We start from the raw sequence: 15,389 nt of genomic DNA on the forward strand, positions 1-15,389 counted from the left end.
TATAGTTTTAATTAGTAAGTATAAATGGTACTACCCCAAAGAAATGGAGATTTATGATGAGTTTAGAATGGTTGAATTTACAGAACCCTATAGTTCTTGCTCTTATAGCTACTTTAGGAACGTGGGGACTTACTGCACTTGGAGCGTCTCTTGTATTCTTTTTTAAAGAAATTAATCAGAAGGTACTTAATACGATGCTTGGATTTGCGGCTGGTGTAATGATCGCTGCAAGCTTCTGGTCACTACTTGCTCCTGCCATAGAAATGGCTGAAGGTAGAACACTTCCTGCGTGGTTTATTGCTGCAGTTGGTTTTGTTGGTGGAGCTGCATTCTTATGGATTGCGGACAAACTTATCCCTCATATGCACTTTAGCGCTCCTAATGGGCAGAGTGAGGGTATTTCTACAAGATGGCGTCGTAGCATATTACTTGTCATGTCCATCACCTTGCACAATATTCCAGAGGGACTTGCTGTTGGTGTTGCTTTTGGTGCGGCAGCTAGTACTGTTGACGGTGGAACAGGATTATCTGCTGCTATTGCTATCGCTATCGGGATCGGTATACAGAACTTTCCGGAGGGTGCTGCAGTTTCAATTCCACTTAGACGTGAAGGATTATCGAGGACGAAGAGTTTTATGTACGGTCAAGCTTCGGGGATTGTTGAGCCAATTGCGGGTGTGATCGGAGCCGCTCTTGTTATGAGCATGCAGTCGATTCTTCCTTATGCGCTTGCATTCGCGGCTGGAGCCATGATTTATGTAGTCGTTGAAGAACTAATTCCAGAAGCGCAATCATCACGCAATGGTGATAGTAATAGCGCTGACTTAGCAACAATCGGTTGTATTATGGGATTCACAGTTATGATGGTTCTGGATGTGGCGCTCGGATAGTAGCATTAGTGGCGCTTGCGCCAAACCACGATCCAGCAAGCAGGTTTACCCAAGAAAAGCCTGTTCCTACAGCAAGTAGGCAGGCTTTTTTGAGGTCTATTTTTTCTTTCCATCTTTTAATAAAATACAGAAAAAACTGACTTACCCCAACTTTGTTAAGGTTGGGGAGAGGGCGAAGGTAACGAAGGTATTGGAGTGTACTTTGGTATTCCATGTGCATTCTCCAAATACTCCGAACTGCTGTTCAGTTCGCTAATTGGATTAAGAAGGGATTATTGCATATAGATAGATATGAGATACAGAATTGCCTGCAGGTAATCATTTAGTGACGCATCGGTCCTATAATGACGGCGAAGTCGTTTCATCTTAGGAGAAATAAACGACACTCACGCCTAGGGAGCTATAGATTTCTTCTTTGTAATGACCCTGCGGGCAAGCTTTAACACAACATATAGGATCATGTTCACATAACAAAGGTTCATTACACCTCGGACATTTATTTTCAAATATGCGTTTGAGTAAAGCTTTCATTGTCGATCACCTAATTCATATGAATTTGTTAGTACCGTCCTATAAGGACGGCGAAGCCGTTTCTTCTTGAGCAGGAGGTTATATGGACTTTTTACTATGGATTGATATGGTCGTTCTGGGATTTGTCGGTTCATTTTTCTCGGGACTTCTGGGTATAGGTGGAGCCATCATCAACTATCCGCTGCTATTATTTGTTCCATCAGGCCTTGGTGTAGCTGATTTCACAGCACAAGAGGTTTCCTCTATCAGCATGTTTCAAGTATTCTTTGCATCATTAGCGGGCGTTATTGCATTTCGTCGAAAAGAAAAAAGAAGTGGTAGAGGCAGCGGCAGCGGCAACTCATTGATGATTCATAAGGGACTTGTTCTGAATATGGGTATTAGTATTTTGCTTGGAAGTCTAATTGGGGGTACGAGCTCCAGATTTATTAATGGTGATGTGATCAATATCATCTATGGTATTTTAGCCATAATTGCGGTTGTGTTGATGCTAATTCCGAACAAGAACAAGCAAGAGAATCTACTGCAGGAGCTAACATTTAATAGACCCATTGCAATCATTTCTGCATTCCTCGTTGGGATTGTATCAGGGATTGTGGGTGCAGGTGGAGCTTTTATTCTTATTCCGATCATGTTAACTGTGCTGAAAATCCCAACTAGAACAACGATTGCGTCATCGCTTGCGATCGTATTTATCTCGGCCATTGGCGGTGTTATTGGCAAGATCGTAGCAGGTCATATTCCAATCACACCAATTCTTATAACGGTCATTGGGAGTATATTGGGGGCTCCACTCGGTTCGCGAGTAAGCTCTATGATCAATGTGAAGTATTTGCGCTATGGATTGATTGTTCTGATTTCATTCACTGCTATTAAAGTGTGGTTGTCGATTGTATAACATTGTATTGAAGAGAATAATTTATGTGCCTATAATACGGCTGTATTTATAGATATAATTCCCTCCACTATTTCGGTAGGCATATTTAATTACGCAGAACTCTACACGCTAGCGCTCATCTTATGTGCAATAGTCGGTTTATTGTTCACGATAGGTTCCGTGCTAGGATTCAAGAAGGAGGCTCTAGTCGCATGAGTATATGGTTAATTGCAAAGAATGAATGGAGACGTCAGTTGAAAAATAAGATGAAGCTTACGATCACATTCCTTATTCCTGTTATAAGCCTTCGATCCACTTGGGCATAATGAATCAATCAGGTTCTGCTGTAGGTCATAACTTTGAGCAAAGTGTCATGCAAATAGAAGGTGTCAAAATCCGCGAGGTTGATGCTACTTCGATTCAGACGGATTTAATTATGTCTAAGTATGTTGCTGTGATAGAATTTCAAGGCGAGCAGAACTATGTTATTCACAGCATTGATAATAGATTAGAGCCTGTGATACAGGGGATAGTCGGTGAATATGTATCAAGTGGGGAACTGAAAGGGCTAACTGAAATATTACAAGAGATGGAAAGTGCGAGTATTTCTGTTGCGCAGAGAGGTGTAGGTTTTATTCTCCTTACGCTTATTGTGACAAGTGTACTCACCGCTTGCAGCTTTATTAAAGATCAGCAGGATGGCATATTGAGACGCTATAAGCTTACACCTCATCCTACGAATACGTATATTACAGCAAACTTTGTTTTTAATTTTGCTATGTCACTCCTGCAGATTATGGTATCGATTCTGTTAATTTGTCAGTATGCTGAGTAGTGAGCTGAATGCAAGTCTTACAGCTTCTACTTTTGCCATACTCGCATCACTACTTGGGGGAGCCTTTATGCCTCTTGCCAAAATGCCTGAAGGTATGCAATTACTTAGTAATCTAACCTTTACAAAATGGCTTATTGCCTTTACATCTGTTCTTGAGCAAGGCTCAGTCACTCTTGCAGATCTATTTCCTCTATCTGTCATTATGGGGATGGGAATTGGTTTTCTACTACTAGCAATGGTTCTGAGTAAACGTAAATTTGCTCTTTGATTAACTGCGAAATTCATGGAGGACGTATGCTCATTAATCTTGGATTTGTTTCGACAGCGATAGCCATTTATAACAACACGCCAAGCTCTACTTTCACTTATAAATTGTTTTCGCAGCGACCTCGTGAGGAAGCTATGGAGCGGGCAATCCAAATCGGATGTAAAAACTTACATGCGACACAGCGGATTATGTATTATTGCGCAGCGCACGGCATTCAAATGCTTCGCATGTCCTCAGCGCTCATTCCTCTGGCGACTCATCCTGATGTCATGATTAATGTAAGCGCTGAGTATACGAAGGAATTGAGAAAAATGGGTGAATTCGCTTACCATAATCATATTCGACTTAGTATGCATCCAGGTCAATTCACCTTGTTAAATGGCTCAGACAAGGTTGTTGCCTCCGCTATTCAGGACTTGGAATATCATGCGGCTATACTCGATGGTATGGGACTTGATATGTCCAGTAACATCAACATCCACGTAGGCGGCGTATATGGTGATAAAGTAGCCGCATTAGCCAAGCTATATGATAATTTCCCTTCGGTACCTGATTATGTGCGCAAACGAATTACATTCGAGAACGATGATAAAACCTATACGACAGAGGAAACTCTCGAAGTATGTGAGAGACTAGGAGTCCCAATGGTGCTCGACCTTCATCACGACTATTGCAACCCTTCCTCCCAAACACCACTAGAATTGTTACCGCGGATTCTGAACACTTGGGGAATGATCTCACCGAAAATTCATGTATCCTCACCTAAGAATGAACACAATGTTCGGTCTCATGCCGATTATATTGCCCCCGAACTTTTACTCCACTTCCTTAAAGGATGTAAAGAAGCGAATCTAGAGCAAATTAACGTCATGATTGAAGCCAAAAGTAAGGATCTGGCTCTCTTTTGTCTGGCAGAAAATTTAGCTAAAGTCCGCGGGATTAAGCGTGTCGATGGCGGCATTCTGGAATGGTAATTTAAGTATGTCATTATGACCACTGCATGGTACAATAAAAGAACGAATGTTCCCCAATAATTGGTTGTAGGTGATAACATGCAGAGTTCGGTTCATATAGCAGTGAGACCTCTAGTAGAATATGTGTTTAGAAGCGGGAGTATTGATTCTGGGTTCCGGACTACGAGCACACTGACAGACGGGACGAAGGCTCACCAGAAAGTACAGAAGCAGTATACAGAACAAGATCAGAAGGAAGTATATTTACAAGCGGAGGTCGCTTATAACGATCTCCTCTTTGTCATAGATGGGCGTTGTGATGGTCTGCTAGTTCAGGACGGTCAGATTACAATAGATGAAATAAAGTCAACAGCATCGAATATTGAACGCATTACGGAGGATCTATATCCTGTCCACTGGGCGCAAGCGAAGTGCTACGCTTATATGTATGCCAAGGAAAATGGGGCAGAGAAGTTGCGAATTCAGTTAACCTATGTGCAGGTGGATACGGAGGAGCAGAAGCGATTTGTACAAGAGATGTCGTATATGGAGCTAGAGAGTTTCGTGAACGATGTGATTAAGCAGTACGCACCATACGCTGAGATGCTGGATCAGCATAAGCAATTAAGAGATAAGAGTATCAACGAGCTGCAATTTCCATTCGAGTCTTATCGAGCAGGGCAACGGAAGCTTGCAGGCTCGGTTTATCGGACCATAGAAGAAGGCGTTAACCTTTTGGCTAAGGCCCCTACAGGCATAGGCAAAACAATCTCAACCACTTTTCCAACGATTAAAGCGATCGGTAATGGGCTGCTTCAGAATATCTTCTACCTGACAGCCAGAACGATAACTCGAACTGCTGCGGAAGAGGCTTTTACCCTAATGGAGTCCAAAGGTCTTCGTATGCACACAGTGACAATTACAGCGAAGGACAAGGTTTGTTTTCAAGATGAAGTCAGATGTCAGAAGGAAGCTTGCCCGTTCGCGGATGGCTACTATGATCGGATTAATGGCGCTGTGCTCGATATCCTATCCCATGAAACGTTGATGAATCGGCAGGTCATTGAGCAATATGCTCGTAAGCACCAAGTATGTCCGTTCGAATTCTCACTTGATCTTGCGTATGCCGCTGATACTGTCATCTGTGACTACAATTACATCTTTGATCCACGAGTTTCTTTAAAAAGAATGTTTGCTGAAAAGAAAAGCCAAACAGCGTTATTAGTTGATGAGGCACATAACTTGGTGGATCGGGCTAGAGAGATGTTTTCTGCTACGCTACATAAATCAGATATTCTTGCTGTGCAGCGAGAGTTCAAAACCATCAATTCCGAAGTTTCTAAGGCAGCCAAAGCAGTGAATGGATTTTTTATCGCACTGCGTAAGCAGATTGAGGACAAGCATCATGTTGCCAAAGAACTGCCCGAAGAACTAGTGACGCTTGTCGAAGAGTTTGTCGTTCAAGCAGAGAGAGAGCTGGTCACATCCTCTGGTAGCAATGGATCGAATCAATTGCTGTTAGACGCTTATTTCTCAGCTCAGAGCTTTATTAGAATTAGTAAGCTCTATGATGAACGTTATGTTACCTACTCAGAAGTTACAAGCAAGGACCTTCAGTTAAAGCTGTTCTGTCTCGACCCTTCACATTTATTACAGCAGATGGGCAAAGGCTATAGATCACATATCTACTTCTCAGCCACACTATCTCCAATGCCATTCTATAGAGATATGTTAGGAGCAGATCCAGAGGATTATAACGTCTCCATTCCGACGCCTTTTTCTAGAGACCAATTAGATGTACATATTATGCCGCTATCTACTCGGTACCAAGATCGAGAACGAACCAAAGTACCGCTAGTACGGATGCTGCAGCAGCTTGTTGAACAACGATTCGGGAACTACCTCTTTTTCTTCCCATCTTATGCTTATATGAAAGATGTTTACGAAGCTTTTATGGAAGAAGAGAGAGGTATAAATACAATCCTGCAGCAAGGGAGTATGACAGAAGAGGAACGGGAGCATTTCTTGACTGCCTTCTCCGCGGATAATGAACAAACTTTGATTGGGTTCGCTGTAATGGGGGGGATCTTTTCGGAAGGAATTGATTTGGTAGGCGATCGGTTAACGGGAGTCGTTGTCGTTGGAGTTGGCTTACCTCAGCTGGGTGTGGAACGTAACATCATGAAGCGGTATTTTGACGAATCGGGCAAGAATGGCTATGACTACGCGTATCTGTTTCCAGGGATGAATAAGGTGCTGCAAGCAGGTGGACGACTAATTCGTTCTGAGCAAGACACAGGTCTGCTGGTATTAGTTGATGATCGGTACCTGCATGCTTCATACCAGAGGCTATTGCCTGAAGAGTGGAGCGGGTATACGGTGTTAGCACGAGAGTAAAAAAACCGTCCATGGACGGTTTTTAGTTTGTTATTGAATCAATTTCATAACTCATTGAATCCATGTAGTTGAAACAATATATAGACAAATTAAACCGTTTTGATCTATATATAGCCTTGATTGAAGCAGCTAAAGGTATTATGAAATTGATTCTATTCAGTAAGTATACATATTCTCTATACTTCCTCCGAATAGGGTGTATGTTATGATGGCTTATTTACTAACGGTTAATCTTGAATCCTCACTTATAATCGTTCCTGTATTCATCCCCAATAGAATCTGTTTCATCGAACCCGGTTCATTGAAATTAAACACATGAATGGGTATGCGATAATCCCTAGCGAGGATAAAAGCAGACTGATCCATAACCCTTAAGTCATGTTGAAGAACGTCATTATAGTGAAGAGAGTCGTACTTCTTAGCCTCTTGATTCAGCTTAGGATCACAACTATAGACGCCATCTACACCTTGTTTAGCTACAAGAATGGAGTCACACTCGACTTCGATTGCTCTTTGTACAGAAGGGTAATCGGTTGTAACGAATGGCTGACCATTCCCAGCTGCGAAAATGACAATATACCCTTTTTCCAAATGATTGATCGCTTTAAGACGGATATAAGGCTCCGCAACTGAGGATACAGGGATCGCAGTCATGACACGTACTTGTGTTTCTGTCTTCGACTTAAGTGCGCCTCTCAGCATTAAGCTATTGATGACCGTTGCGAGTGTGCCAATATTATCTGCCTCTGCTCTAGCAATTCCCCAGTTCTCCCCCATATTACCTCGAAAAATGTTACCACCGCCGATTACGATCGCAACCTCGACTCCCATGCTGACAACCGATAACACTTCATTTGCTATGTGTTCTAATCTCTCAGGATCAAATCCAAAATCATTGCTACCCGCAACTGCTCCACCACTAAGCTTAATAAGGACTCTTTTATACCTCATGCTCTCACCCTCCAAAATAAAAACACTAAAGCAATAGATGCTTTAGTGTTTAATGTAAGGAATAGGGATGAACTGTAAGCGAGAAGGCCTCTTAACCGTCATCTTATATTCCTCCTTTTATTTAGAATATTCTTAATAAGTAATTATAAACGGATATTAGAATGTTGCAAACCATATTATTACAGTTGGCAATATAATCCATTATTACTCACCACTTTTTGTTTTGTAACTATTTCCCAAGACCTGCGTCTAATTGTTGAGAAGGAGTGATGCAGTTGAAGAACCGAATTCCTGTTTATATGATATTATCCCTGATTGGGTGCTTATTGCTGAGCAGCTGTGATTCCAGTCAAGCAAGCGATGCTGTTAAACCTTCTGTACAGCCTTCAGCACAACCTACCGTGCAAGCATCAGCGCCACAGGCGCCGAGTCCAACTGCTACGGCTACGACTTTGCCTGAACAAACGATAACACCGTTGCCGAGCGTGCAATCTCTTGTACCAACCGTGCAGTCTCCAGTGCCAATCGTGCAATCCCCATTGCCAACTGCTTCTGCCAATGTTACCGCATCCGTAACACCAACGGAGTTGTCACCTAGCTCTTCCCAACATGTTACTAGCAAACCACTCGCAACTGCTAAGCCTGCTAAGCCAATAGCGAAGCCCTCACCTGTCATCACTGAGGTATCCCGAATAATGGGCATGGACGGCGTTGAAGGCTGGGGAATCGGAGACGGAAGACTTCTCTACACCGGTAATGTGGGCAAGACATGGGAGGTTAGGATTCCAGATGGAATCGGAGCGAAGGACCGTTTGATCGGCGGTGATTTTCAAAATTATTTCTTAGGTTTTGCTTACTATCTTAGGAGTGAGAAGCAGGCGAAACTACTTGCTACTCATCGCATTCAAGATGGAGGTGGTGAGTCTATAGGTTGGGAAACGGTGGCACTACCGACTGTAGAAGAATGGGAAACCTCATCAGATGTTACAACACACAGCAGTATTGATGATTATGAGGCAAACTATGTACTTCTTACTTCTTCCCCTGGATTAGGACAAATGAACAAATCTCTCTATAGAACGGACGATTCTGGGAAGTCGTGGGCTCGTATCGGAGACATTAGCAGCATTATAAGCGGATATCCTACAGGAGTCACATTTCGGGTTCCGAATGAAGGCTGGATCACGGCAACGTACCACGGACAGGTAGATTTCCCTTTATTCCGGACCAAAGATGGTGGTAAAACGTGGGAAGTTCAGCAAGTTGAGATCCCTGATGAATTCAAAAATGGATATGCTAATACACTCCCTCCTGTTTTCGATGAGGAAAATGGTCATCATGGGCTCTTCATTGCCGAATTTGTACAGGATGATCAGAAAACATATATACTTTACGAAACTTATGATGATGGTGAGACTTGGCTCCCACTTAACTACCGATTAAGGGATGTGCAGGAGCCTCCTGTTTATTATTTTGATAATTTAATTATGGGTCGGGCGATTTCCATGGACGGAAAGACCATCTATACGATGGATACATACATCAAAGAGGATTGGCAGAAGGTCGAGCCAAATATGGAGTTGAAAGACGCTTCCCAATTTTTACTTCGTATGGACGGGTATGGTTGGGTGTTTCTTAATGGACAAATGAAGGTTACTGCTGACGGTGGTAAGACATGGTCTAATCCAAAATAATATCAATTGCATATTAATACATAACCCAGTGATTGATTTCACTGGGTATTTAGTTTGCTCATCATTGCATCATGGCAATAGAAATGGTAAATAGCGTGATATACAACCCAAAATGCAACATATATTTGACATTATGATTTGAATATCGTACATTATTATCAGTAATTTGTGCAACATAAATCCCGGGAGGTTTGAAGTTATGGGATTATTCAAAAAAACCAAAAAACATGTTGATGAGCGAGTTGTAAGTACACAAAACAAAATTTATAAAGAGGCTTATATCATCGCAATGTTGTTATGCTTTGTGTCGATTGTAGTTAAATCCTTCATTTATGGATTTAGTATTCTACTCATAACGGCAGAGCTACTCATTATGATCTTGCCAGCCCTTTATTACGGGGTTAAATCCGTATATCTTGGCTTATATGCAGACGAGGTTGAACTTCAGACTCGTACAAGTAAATTTCCTATGAGTGTCAAGAAACTGATCCTTGGCTTAGGGGTCGGTGTAGCGATCGCTATTTTTCTCGGAGTTAGGAGCTCGATGAAATACGGGAATGATTCCAATTATATCTGGTATTTCATTATTGTATTTTTCGTATCTCTAATCATTTATATTCCTTGTTTTGCAGGGTTTGTAGCCCTGAGACATGTTCTAGCTAAGAAGTTCAGAAAAGAGTGACCCAAGAAACCTGATTGCATAAGGGATAGAAATGGGTGAGGTGATGTTTAGGTGAAGAATTTGAAGTTAAAAATAGCAAGAGTGGAGAAAGATCTATCGCAGGATGAGTTAGCCAAAACGGTAGGTGTATCTAGACAAACAATAGGGTTAATTGAGTTAGGGAAATATAATCCGAGTTTAAGCTTGTGTGTTGCGATTTGTAAGGCTTTGTCCAAAACATTGGATGACCTATTCTGGGAGGAGCAATAGTAGAATGGAACATGACGAGCACGGTAGTTGGCGCAAAGACGTCGCACCTTATGAAAGACCACATATGAAGAGTAGCGTGTGGCAATTAATAAACACAATCGTACCTTATATAATCCTTTGGGGTGTAGCTTATTGGAGCCTTGAGGTTTCTTATTGGTTGACAATTCCTATTACGATTGTTGCAGGTGGTTTTCTAATCCGCACCTTCATTATTTTTCATGATTGCTGCCATGGCTCGTTCTTTAAGAATAGAAAAGCGAATGCGATTGTAGGGACGATAACCGGTATTATGACATTTGTTCCTTTTTCGCAGTGGCGGTATAGTCATGCTGTTCACCATGCGACAAGCGGTAACTTGGATCACCGTGGAACCGGGGATATCTGGACGATGACGGTGGATGAGTATTTGGCAGCCACTTGGTTGCAACGTTTAACCTATCGATTGTATCGTAATCCGTTAGTAATGTTTGGCTTAGGGCCGATCTTTATTTTTCTCTTTGACTATCGGTTTAACCGTAAGGGTGCAAAGCGTAAAGAGCGCATTAACACGTATGTGACTAACCTTGGGATCATTGCATTATTAGGGACGCTCTGCCTGGTGTTTGGCTGGAAAGAGGTACTCATGCTTCAAGGCCCGATCTTCCTTGTTTCAGGTATTGCAGGTATTTGGCTGTTCTATGTACAGCATCAGTTTGAAGAAGGTTATTACGAAGAGGATGATAACTGGGATCACGCGAAAGCAGCCTTACAAGGTAGCTCGTTCTATAATCTTCCGCGGTTCTTACACTGGATTACAGGTAATATTGGCTATCACCATATTCACCATTTAAGTCCACGAGTACCTAACTATTACCTCGAGAAGGTTCATAATACGAATGCCAAATTAAGAGAAGTACAGACTATTACTTTGACGACCAGTCTTGAATCGCTTAAGTACCGGATTTGGGATACGAAAATTAAGAAGTTTGTAGGCTTTAAGGATCTTAAGCGGTATGTAACCAAACAAGACAGTCAAGTTAAATACAAGTAAACCATAATGCCAAGGCAATGATGCTAGACGTTGCCTTGGCATTATTTTGTGTTAGTAAGAAGCTCAATAATTTGATTGACGATCGGATGCTTACCCTCGTAGAGATCATTTAAATATTGAATCATCGTCCTACCATTCTCTAAGGTTACATGGGTACTGGCACCTGCGGCGAGCAATACCTGAATGGTTTCGACTGTATCATTCGTGTAGGATTGGAACCAGGGCATTATCGCAGCGAGAAGAGGTGTAAAGCCGTTGTTAGATTGGGCATTCACATCGGCACCGTTCTCAAGTAAGAGCTTCACAAGGTCTATTTTACCTTTGGAGCTTATATGTATGAGGGCTGTCGAACCATTATCCTCGTCTACCGCGTTTACGTCTGCTCCATGCTCAATTAGCATTTTCACAACATTACCAGTGATATAGGAATCCATAAGTAGAGGTGTACTGTTATTCTTTGTGTAGTTCACATCGATATTTCTGGATAACAGTTCCTGTACGATTAATTCTTCTGGGCCATATGGATTGTGCATGGACTGAATAATCGTTTCAACCAGAAGATCATTGAGATCAATATCTTGTGCTGCATCAATGAGTCTGTTAATATCCTCCGTTGATCTACCTGTTGCGACTTTATAGAGTTCTTCAGTTAATTGTTCAACCTGCTTCTGATATTCTATAGGTGTTGGCGGAGATTTCCATTCTATATTCGGATAAGGACTCCAGATCACCGAACCTGCATGATTTTTGAGGTTGTTCTGCGCAATGAGTTCAATAGTTTGGCGGATTGCTGAATCCGGTGGCGTTGATCTTTCAATAAGAAACGCTTGAAGTGTTTGCTGTGTACCAGGAATGATGACATTAGGATTTACTCCAGCATTAAGAAGAAAGCTTACTTTGGTTACGGTTATTTCACTGAATAAGGGAGTATTGGGCCAAAACATATGGATAAATGGATTTAACCCATCTGCTGTCAGTGCTCTAGGATCTGCGCCATTATCAAGCAAAAGCATAATCAAGGAGGGTCTGTTTATTTTGGCTACAGCACTTAAAACAGCTGCACCACGATCATTGTGTACACTTATACGTGCACCGTTGTCTATTAATATTTCCATCCCATTACCTGTTAATTGTGCATCTAACAAGAGAGGGGTGCTGTTATATGGGATTATGGTTTGGTTGATCGCTATATTTTGTGACATGAGGGCTTGGATAATTTTCGTCTCCGTCCCAAGTGGGTTATGAGGGGATTGAAGGATGGTTTCCGCTAGAACCTCGTTCATATCCATATCGACCGTTGTACGAAGCATTTGCTCAATAGCCTCAATATCCCCGGATTCTGCGGCTGCATAAAGTTTCTCTGTAAAAGGGATTACCCGTTCTTTATAGGAGGTTGTATTCGTTTGTGTAAAGGGTACCTCGTGCTGGTACGTCGTACTTAAAACTAGCAGCAAGCCAATCAATAGTGGATATAATCGCTTCACAGCCATTCCTCCTCACACAACATCAATAAGTAAAATAATCCCATAATAATTAACGCAAAATTCTATTAAAAGTTGCGATAGGCATCAGATAGGGCTGAGTTAGATGTTCATCTAACTCCGTAATAGCGCATACCAATATAGCATTGTAATATAGTATTACGAGAATAGTAAAAATGTTACAGTAATAGCTTCGGCACTAAAACTGTTAAATTCATAGTTCCTATGGTAAGATAATCCTGTGATATTTATCACAGGATTATTGGCGTATGGCAAAGAAATTATAGGGTTCGATTCATAAATTCTGCTATAAAATAGGAGGTCATGATCATTAAACTTCAAAATTTAGATATTCAAGAGACGCAAGGTAATACGAGCTGTTTTTCCGAGGAAAATAAGGCGCTATTATCTACGATCATGACGGAGCAGTTTGTTAGAAAAGGCTGGAATTTGTTTTGGGAAGGGGATGCGACAGGGTCCCTGTTTTATATTAAGAACGGTAATGTGATAACAACAAAGTCTACCCAAGAAGGTAAGGAACTAAGAATGTACACCTACCATTCAGGGGATTTATTAGGACATGTGGATTTATTTCAAACAGGAATACATCATTTAACAGCTGAAGTTGTTGAAGACTCAATTGTCGGTGTTATTTCACAGAATGATTTAGAGAATCTCGTACGTCAAAATAGTAGTTTTTCCATTGAACTTATGAAGTGGATGGGACTGAATCATAGCTTAACGCAAATGAAGATGCGTGATTTAATGCTCTATGGCAAGCAAGGGGCGTTAGCTTCAACCTTGATTCGTATGAGTAATTCTTATGGTAAACGACAGGGTCAACATATTGTGATAAACAAGAAGATAACCCACGCAGAATTAGGGATAATTATTGGAGCAACACGTGAAAGTGTTAATCGTATCTTGATGGGTTTGCGTAATAGTGGGATAATTGAAATTCAAGATGGATTATACATCATTAAGAATTTATCTGAACTTCAGGAAATCTGTCACTGCGAAGGATGTCCATCTAGTATTTGTAGGCTCTAGAAAATAATAGTTTTCACATCACAAGGAGGATAACATAATGAAGCAAGAGAATGTCTCACCATCAAACGGAACTGTACGAATTGCAAACGATGTTGTTGCCACAATCGCTGGTTTAGCTGCTATAGAGACGCCAGGTTTCTTCGCGATGTCGGGTGGATTATCAGAAGGATGGGCTAAGCGACTAACCGGGAAAAATGTGCAAAAAGGCGTTACAGTTGAAGTGGGTGAAGTTGAAGCAATCATTCATTTGCGTGTGGTTGTGTTATATGGACTTCCGATACATGAAGTATGCAAACAATTGCAAGCTAAGGTTCGAGAAGCAGTACAAACGATGACTGGCCTAGTTGTTGTTCAGGTCAATGTTCATGTAGAAGGAGTCGCTTTTAAAGACGAAGAAATGCCAAGTGATTCTCCTAGATTGATCTAAATTGAAAGATCTAAGGATCTAATTAAATGGAATAGATATAAGCCATACAAATACGTGTGGCTTTTTTTCTTATCCTTTTGATGCACAACAAGTACAACTCCTTTTCATATCATGTGATGTTGTGCTATCTACGAGTGTATTAGCATATGTATGGGTATCTATTGGCAATAAACAATTGCTAGGAGGTGCCCTTCGTGACAGATTCACCTACAACTGTAGCTCCGCAGCGACATATTTATGATCGATTTGGTCGAGTAGATAGGGTATTGTTGGTCTGCACGATACTATTTAGTTTATTTCTGATTATCGGGTGTACGATTGTCCTCTTCCCTGCGATTAATGACCAAGTTGTCGTGTCTATTTTTGGAACTACTCAAGCTAGTGGTGACACACCTCAAGCACAAGCTTTAGCTAAACAATTTTTGATGAACAAAATATTGTTTAGCGTTTTCTGCTCGGGATTACTTGGGAGTACCTTCTTTGGTTTGCGTAGTTTATATACGAAGCTTACGCGGCAAGTTGCCTTTGATAACGTTGAGCTTACTGATCCTTTTCGGATCAAGCTGTGGCTTGCCACTTTTATGTATAAACCATTCTTGGGTGGTGCACTCGCTGTTGTCGTTCTAGCAATGCTTAATGCAGGATTCTTGTCATTAGCCAAAGAGATCAATACTTCGGGAGACAATACACAATCGATTTACTTTCAGATTAGCTTCGGTTTCTTAGTGGGATTCGGGGCGAATCAAGTTGTAAAGAAAATTGAAGAGATTGTATTGATTACGTTCAATGTGCCCAGTAAGAAAAGCGAATGACTCAAATATAGAAAAGTACAGGTGATTGAATCAATTTCATAACTCATTGAAACCATTAAATTGAAACTATATATAGACAAATTAAACCGTTTTGATCTATATATAGCCTTGATTGAAGCAGCTAAAGGTTTTATGAAATTGATTCGATTGCATATTATTTCTTAAAGCAATTGAGCACCCAGCTAATCTTATTCAAACCGTCGGTTACTTGACCGTGTAAGGCTCCAAAGAATGTATCCTGCAATTCTACTGTCACTTCGCC

16 protein-coding genes and 1 pseudogene are annotated in these 15,389 nt (G+C 41.3%); 13 read left to right on the forward strand and 4 right to left on the reverse strand.

All coding sequences use genetic code 11. The features are described 5' to 3' along the window. The first annotated feature begins 53 nt into the window (after positions 1-53). Positions 54-890: a ZIP family metal transporter gene (locus AC1DOK_RS04170; RefSeq protein WP_477552970.1), complete on the forward strand. Its 837-nt coding sequence runs from the start codon at positions 54-56 to the stop codon at positions 888-890. Here AC1DOK_RS04170 and AC1DOK_RS04175 read toward each other — a convergent pair. After that, the gene (locus tag AC1DOK_RS04175; protein ID WP_477552971.1) at positions 859-1,104 is read right to left on the reverse strand and encodes a hypothetical protein; all 246 of its coding nucleotides are present in this window, start codon (positions 1,102-1,104) and stop codon (positions 859-861) included. The genes AC1DOK_RS04170 and AC1DOK_RS04175 overlap by 32 nt on opposite strands. A gap of 399 nt (positions 1,105-1,503) precedes the next feature. Between AC1DOK_RS04175 and AC1DOK_RS04180 the strand changes: the two genes are divergently transcribed. From AC1DOK_RS04180 to AC1DOK_RS04200, 5 genes are all read left to right on the forward strand, one after another. Beyond that, on the forward strand, positions 1,504-2,319 hold the full coding sequence (locus AC1DOK_RS04180; RefSeq protein WP_477552972.1) for a sulfite exporter TauE/SafE family protein: 816 nt from the start codon (positions 1,504-1,506) through the stop codon (positions 2,317-2,319). A gap of 304 nt (positions 2,320-2,623) precedes the next feature. After that, complete coding sequence (locus tag AC1DOK_RS04185) at positions 2,624-3,133, forward strand: ABC transporter permease (RefSeq protein WP_477552973.1); 510 nt, start codon at positions 2,624-2,626, stop codon at positions 3,131-3,133. Then, positions 3,123-3,401: a hypothetical protein gene (locus AC1DOK_RS04190; RefSeq protein ID WP_477552974.1), complete on the forward strand. Its 279-nt coding sequence runs from the start codon at positions 3,123-3,125 to the stop codon at positions 3,399-3,401. The genes AC1DOK_RS04185 and AC1DOK_RS04190 overlap by 11 nt, the downstream gene beginning before the upstream one ends. Before the next feature lie 26 nt (positions 3,402-3,427). Continuing rightward, positions 3,428-4,375: a UV DNA damage repair endonuclease UvsE gene (uvsE, locus tag AC1DOK_RS04195; protein WP_477552975.1), complete on the forward strand. Its 948-nt coding sequence runs from the start codon at positions 3,428-3,430 to the stop codon at positions 4,373-4,375. A 78-nt stretch (positions 4,376-4,453) separates the two neighbouring features. Beyond that, complete coding sequence (locus AC1DOK_RS04200; protein WP_477552976.1) at positions 4,454-6,751, forward strand: ATP-dependent DNA helicase; 2,298 nt, start codon at positions 4,454-4,456, stop codon at positions 6,749-6,751. Positions 6,752-6,964: 213 nt separating this feature from the next. Here the strand turns inward: AC1DOK_RS04200 and pyrH are convergent, their stop codons facing one another. Then, the gene (pyrH, locus tag AC1DOK_RS04205; protein WP_477552977.1) at positions 6,965-7,702 is read right to left on the reverse strand and encodes a UMP kinase; all 738 of its coding nucleotides are present in this window, start codon (positions 7,700-7,702) and stop codon (positions 6,965-6,967) included. Positions 7,703-7,977: 275 nt separating this feature from the next. Between pyrH and AC1DOK_RS04210 the strand changes: the two genes are divergently transcribed. The 4 genes from AC1DOK_RS04210 (at position 7,978) to desA (ending at position 11,357) form a co-directional block, all read left to right on the forward strand. Further along, positions 7,978-9,396 (forward strand): WD40/YVTN/BNR-like repeat-containing protein, encoded by a 1,419-nt coding sequence (locus tag AC1DOK_RS04210; protein WP_477552978.1) that lies wholly within the window; start codon positions 7,978-7,980, stop codon positions 9,394-9,396. A gap of 199 nt (positions 9,397-9,595) precedes the next feature. Further along, positions 9,596-10,078: a DUF6773 family protein gene (locus tag AC1DOK_RS04215; RefSeq protein ID WP_477552979.1), complete on the forward strand. Its 483-nt coding sequence runs from the start codon at positions 9,596-9,598 to the stop codon at positions 10,076-10,078. Between the two features lie 51 nt (positions 10,079-10,129). Next, positions 10,130-10,327: a helix-turn-helix transcriptional regulator gene (locus AC1DOK_RS04220; protein WP_477552980.1), complete on the forward strand. Its 198-nt coding sequence runs from the start codon at positions 10,130-10,132 to the stop codon at positions 10,325-10,327. A gap of 4 nt (positions 10,328-10,331) precedes the next feature. Further along, positions 10,332-11,357 carry a Delta(5) desaturase DesA gene (gene desA / locus AC1DOK_RS04225; protein ID WP_477552981.1) on the forward strand — a complete coding sequence of 342 codons (1,026 nt, stop codon included), beginning with the start codon at positions 10,332-10,334 and terminating at the stop codon, positions 11,355-11,357. 41 nt (positions 11,358-11,398) lie between these two features. On the opposite strand, the gene AC1DOK_RS04230 is transcribed toward desA, so the two are convergent. Continuing rightward, positions 11,399-12,841, reverse strand: coding sequence for an ankyrin repeat domain-containing protein (locus AC1DOK_RS04230; RefSeq protein WP_477552982.1), 1,443 nt, complete (start codon positions 12,839-12,841; stop codon positions 11,399-11,401). A gap of 321 nt (positions 12,842-13,162) precedes the next feature. On the opposite strand from AC1DOK_RS04230, the gene AC1DOK_RS04235 reads away from it, so the two are divergent. The 3 genes from AC1DOK_RS04235 to AC1DOK_RS04245 all read left to right on the forward strand — a co-directional run bounded on the left by AC1DOK_RS04235 (position 13,163) and on the right by AC1DOK_RS04245 (position 15,127). After that, positions 13,163-13,888: a Crp/Fnr family transcriptional regulator gene (locus AC1DOK_RS04235; RefSeq protein ID WP_477552983.1), complete on the forward strand. Its 726-nt coding sequence runs from the start codon at positions 13,163-13,165 to the stop codon at positions 13,886-13,888. Between the two features lie 37 nt (positions 13,889-13,925). Continuing rightward, positions 13,926-14,315 (forward strand): Asp23/Gls24 family envelope stress response protein, encoded by a 390-nt coding sequence (locus AC1DOK_RS04240; RefSeq protein ID WP_477552984.1) that lies wholly within the window; start codon positions 13,926-13,928, stop codon positions 14,313-14,315. A gap of 194 nt (positions 14,316-14,509) precedes the next feature. Next, positions 14,510-15,127 carry a hypothetical protein gene (locus AC1DOK_RS04245; protein ID WP_477552985.1) on the forward strand — a complete coding sequence of 206 codons (618 nt, stop codon included), beginning with the start codon at positions 14,510-14,512 and terminating at the stop codon, positions 15,125-15,127. A gap of 154 nt (positions 15,128-15,281) precedes the next feature. Here the strand turns inward: AC1DOK_RS04245 and AC1DOK_RS04250 are convergent. Further along, positions 15,282-15,389, reverse strand: a pseudogene (locus AC1DOK_RS04250) (VOC family protein); the annotation flags it as partial.

This window comes from Paenibacillus sp. P5_B5 (genome assembly GCF_056400365.1).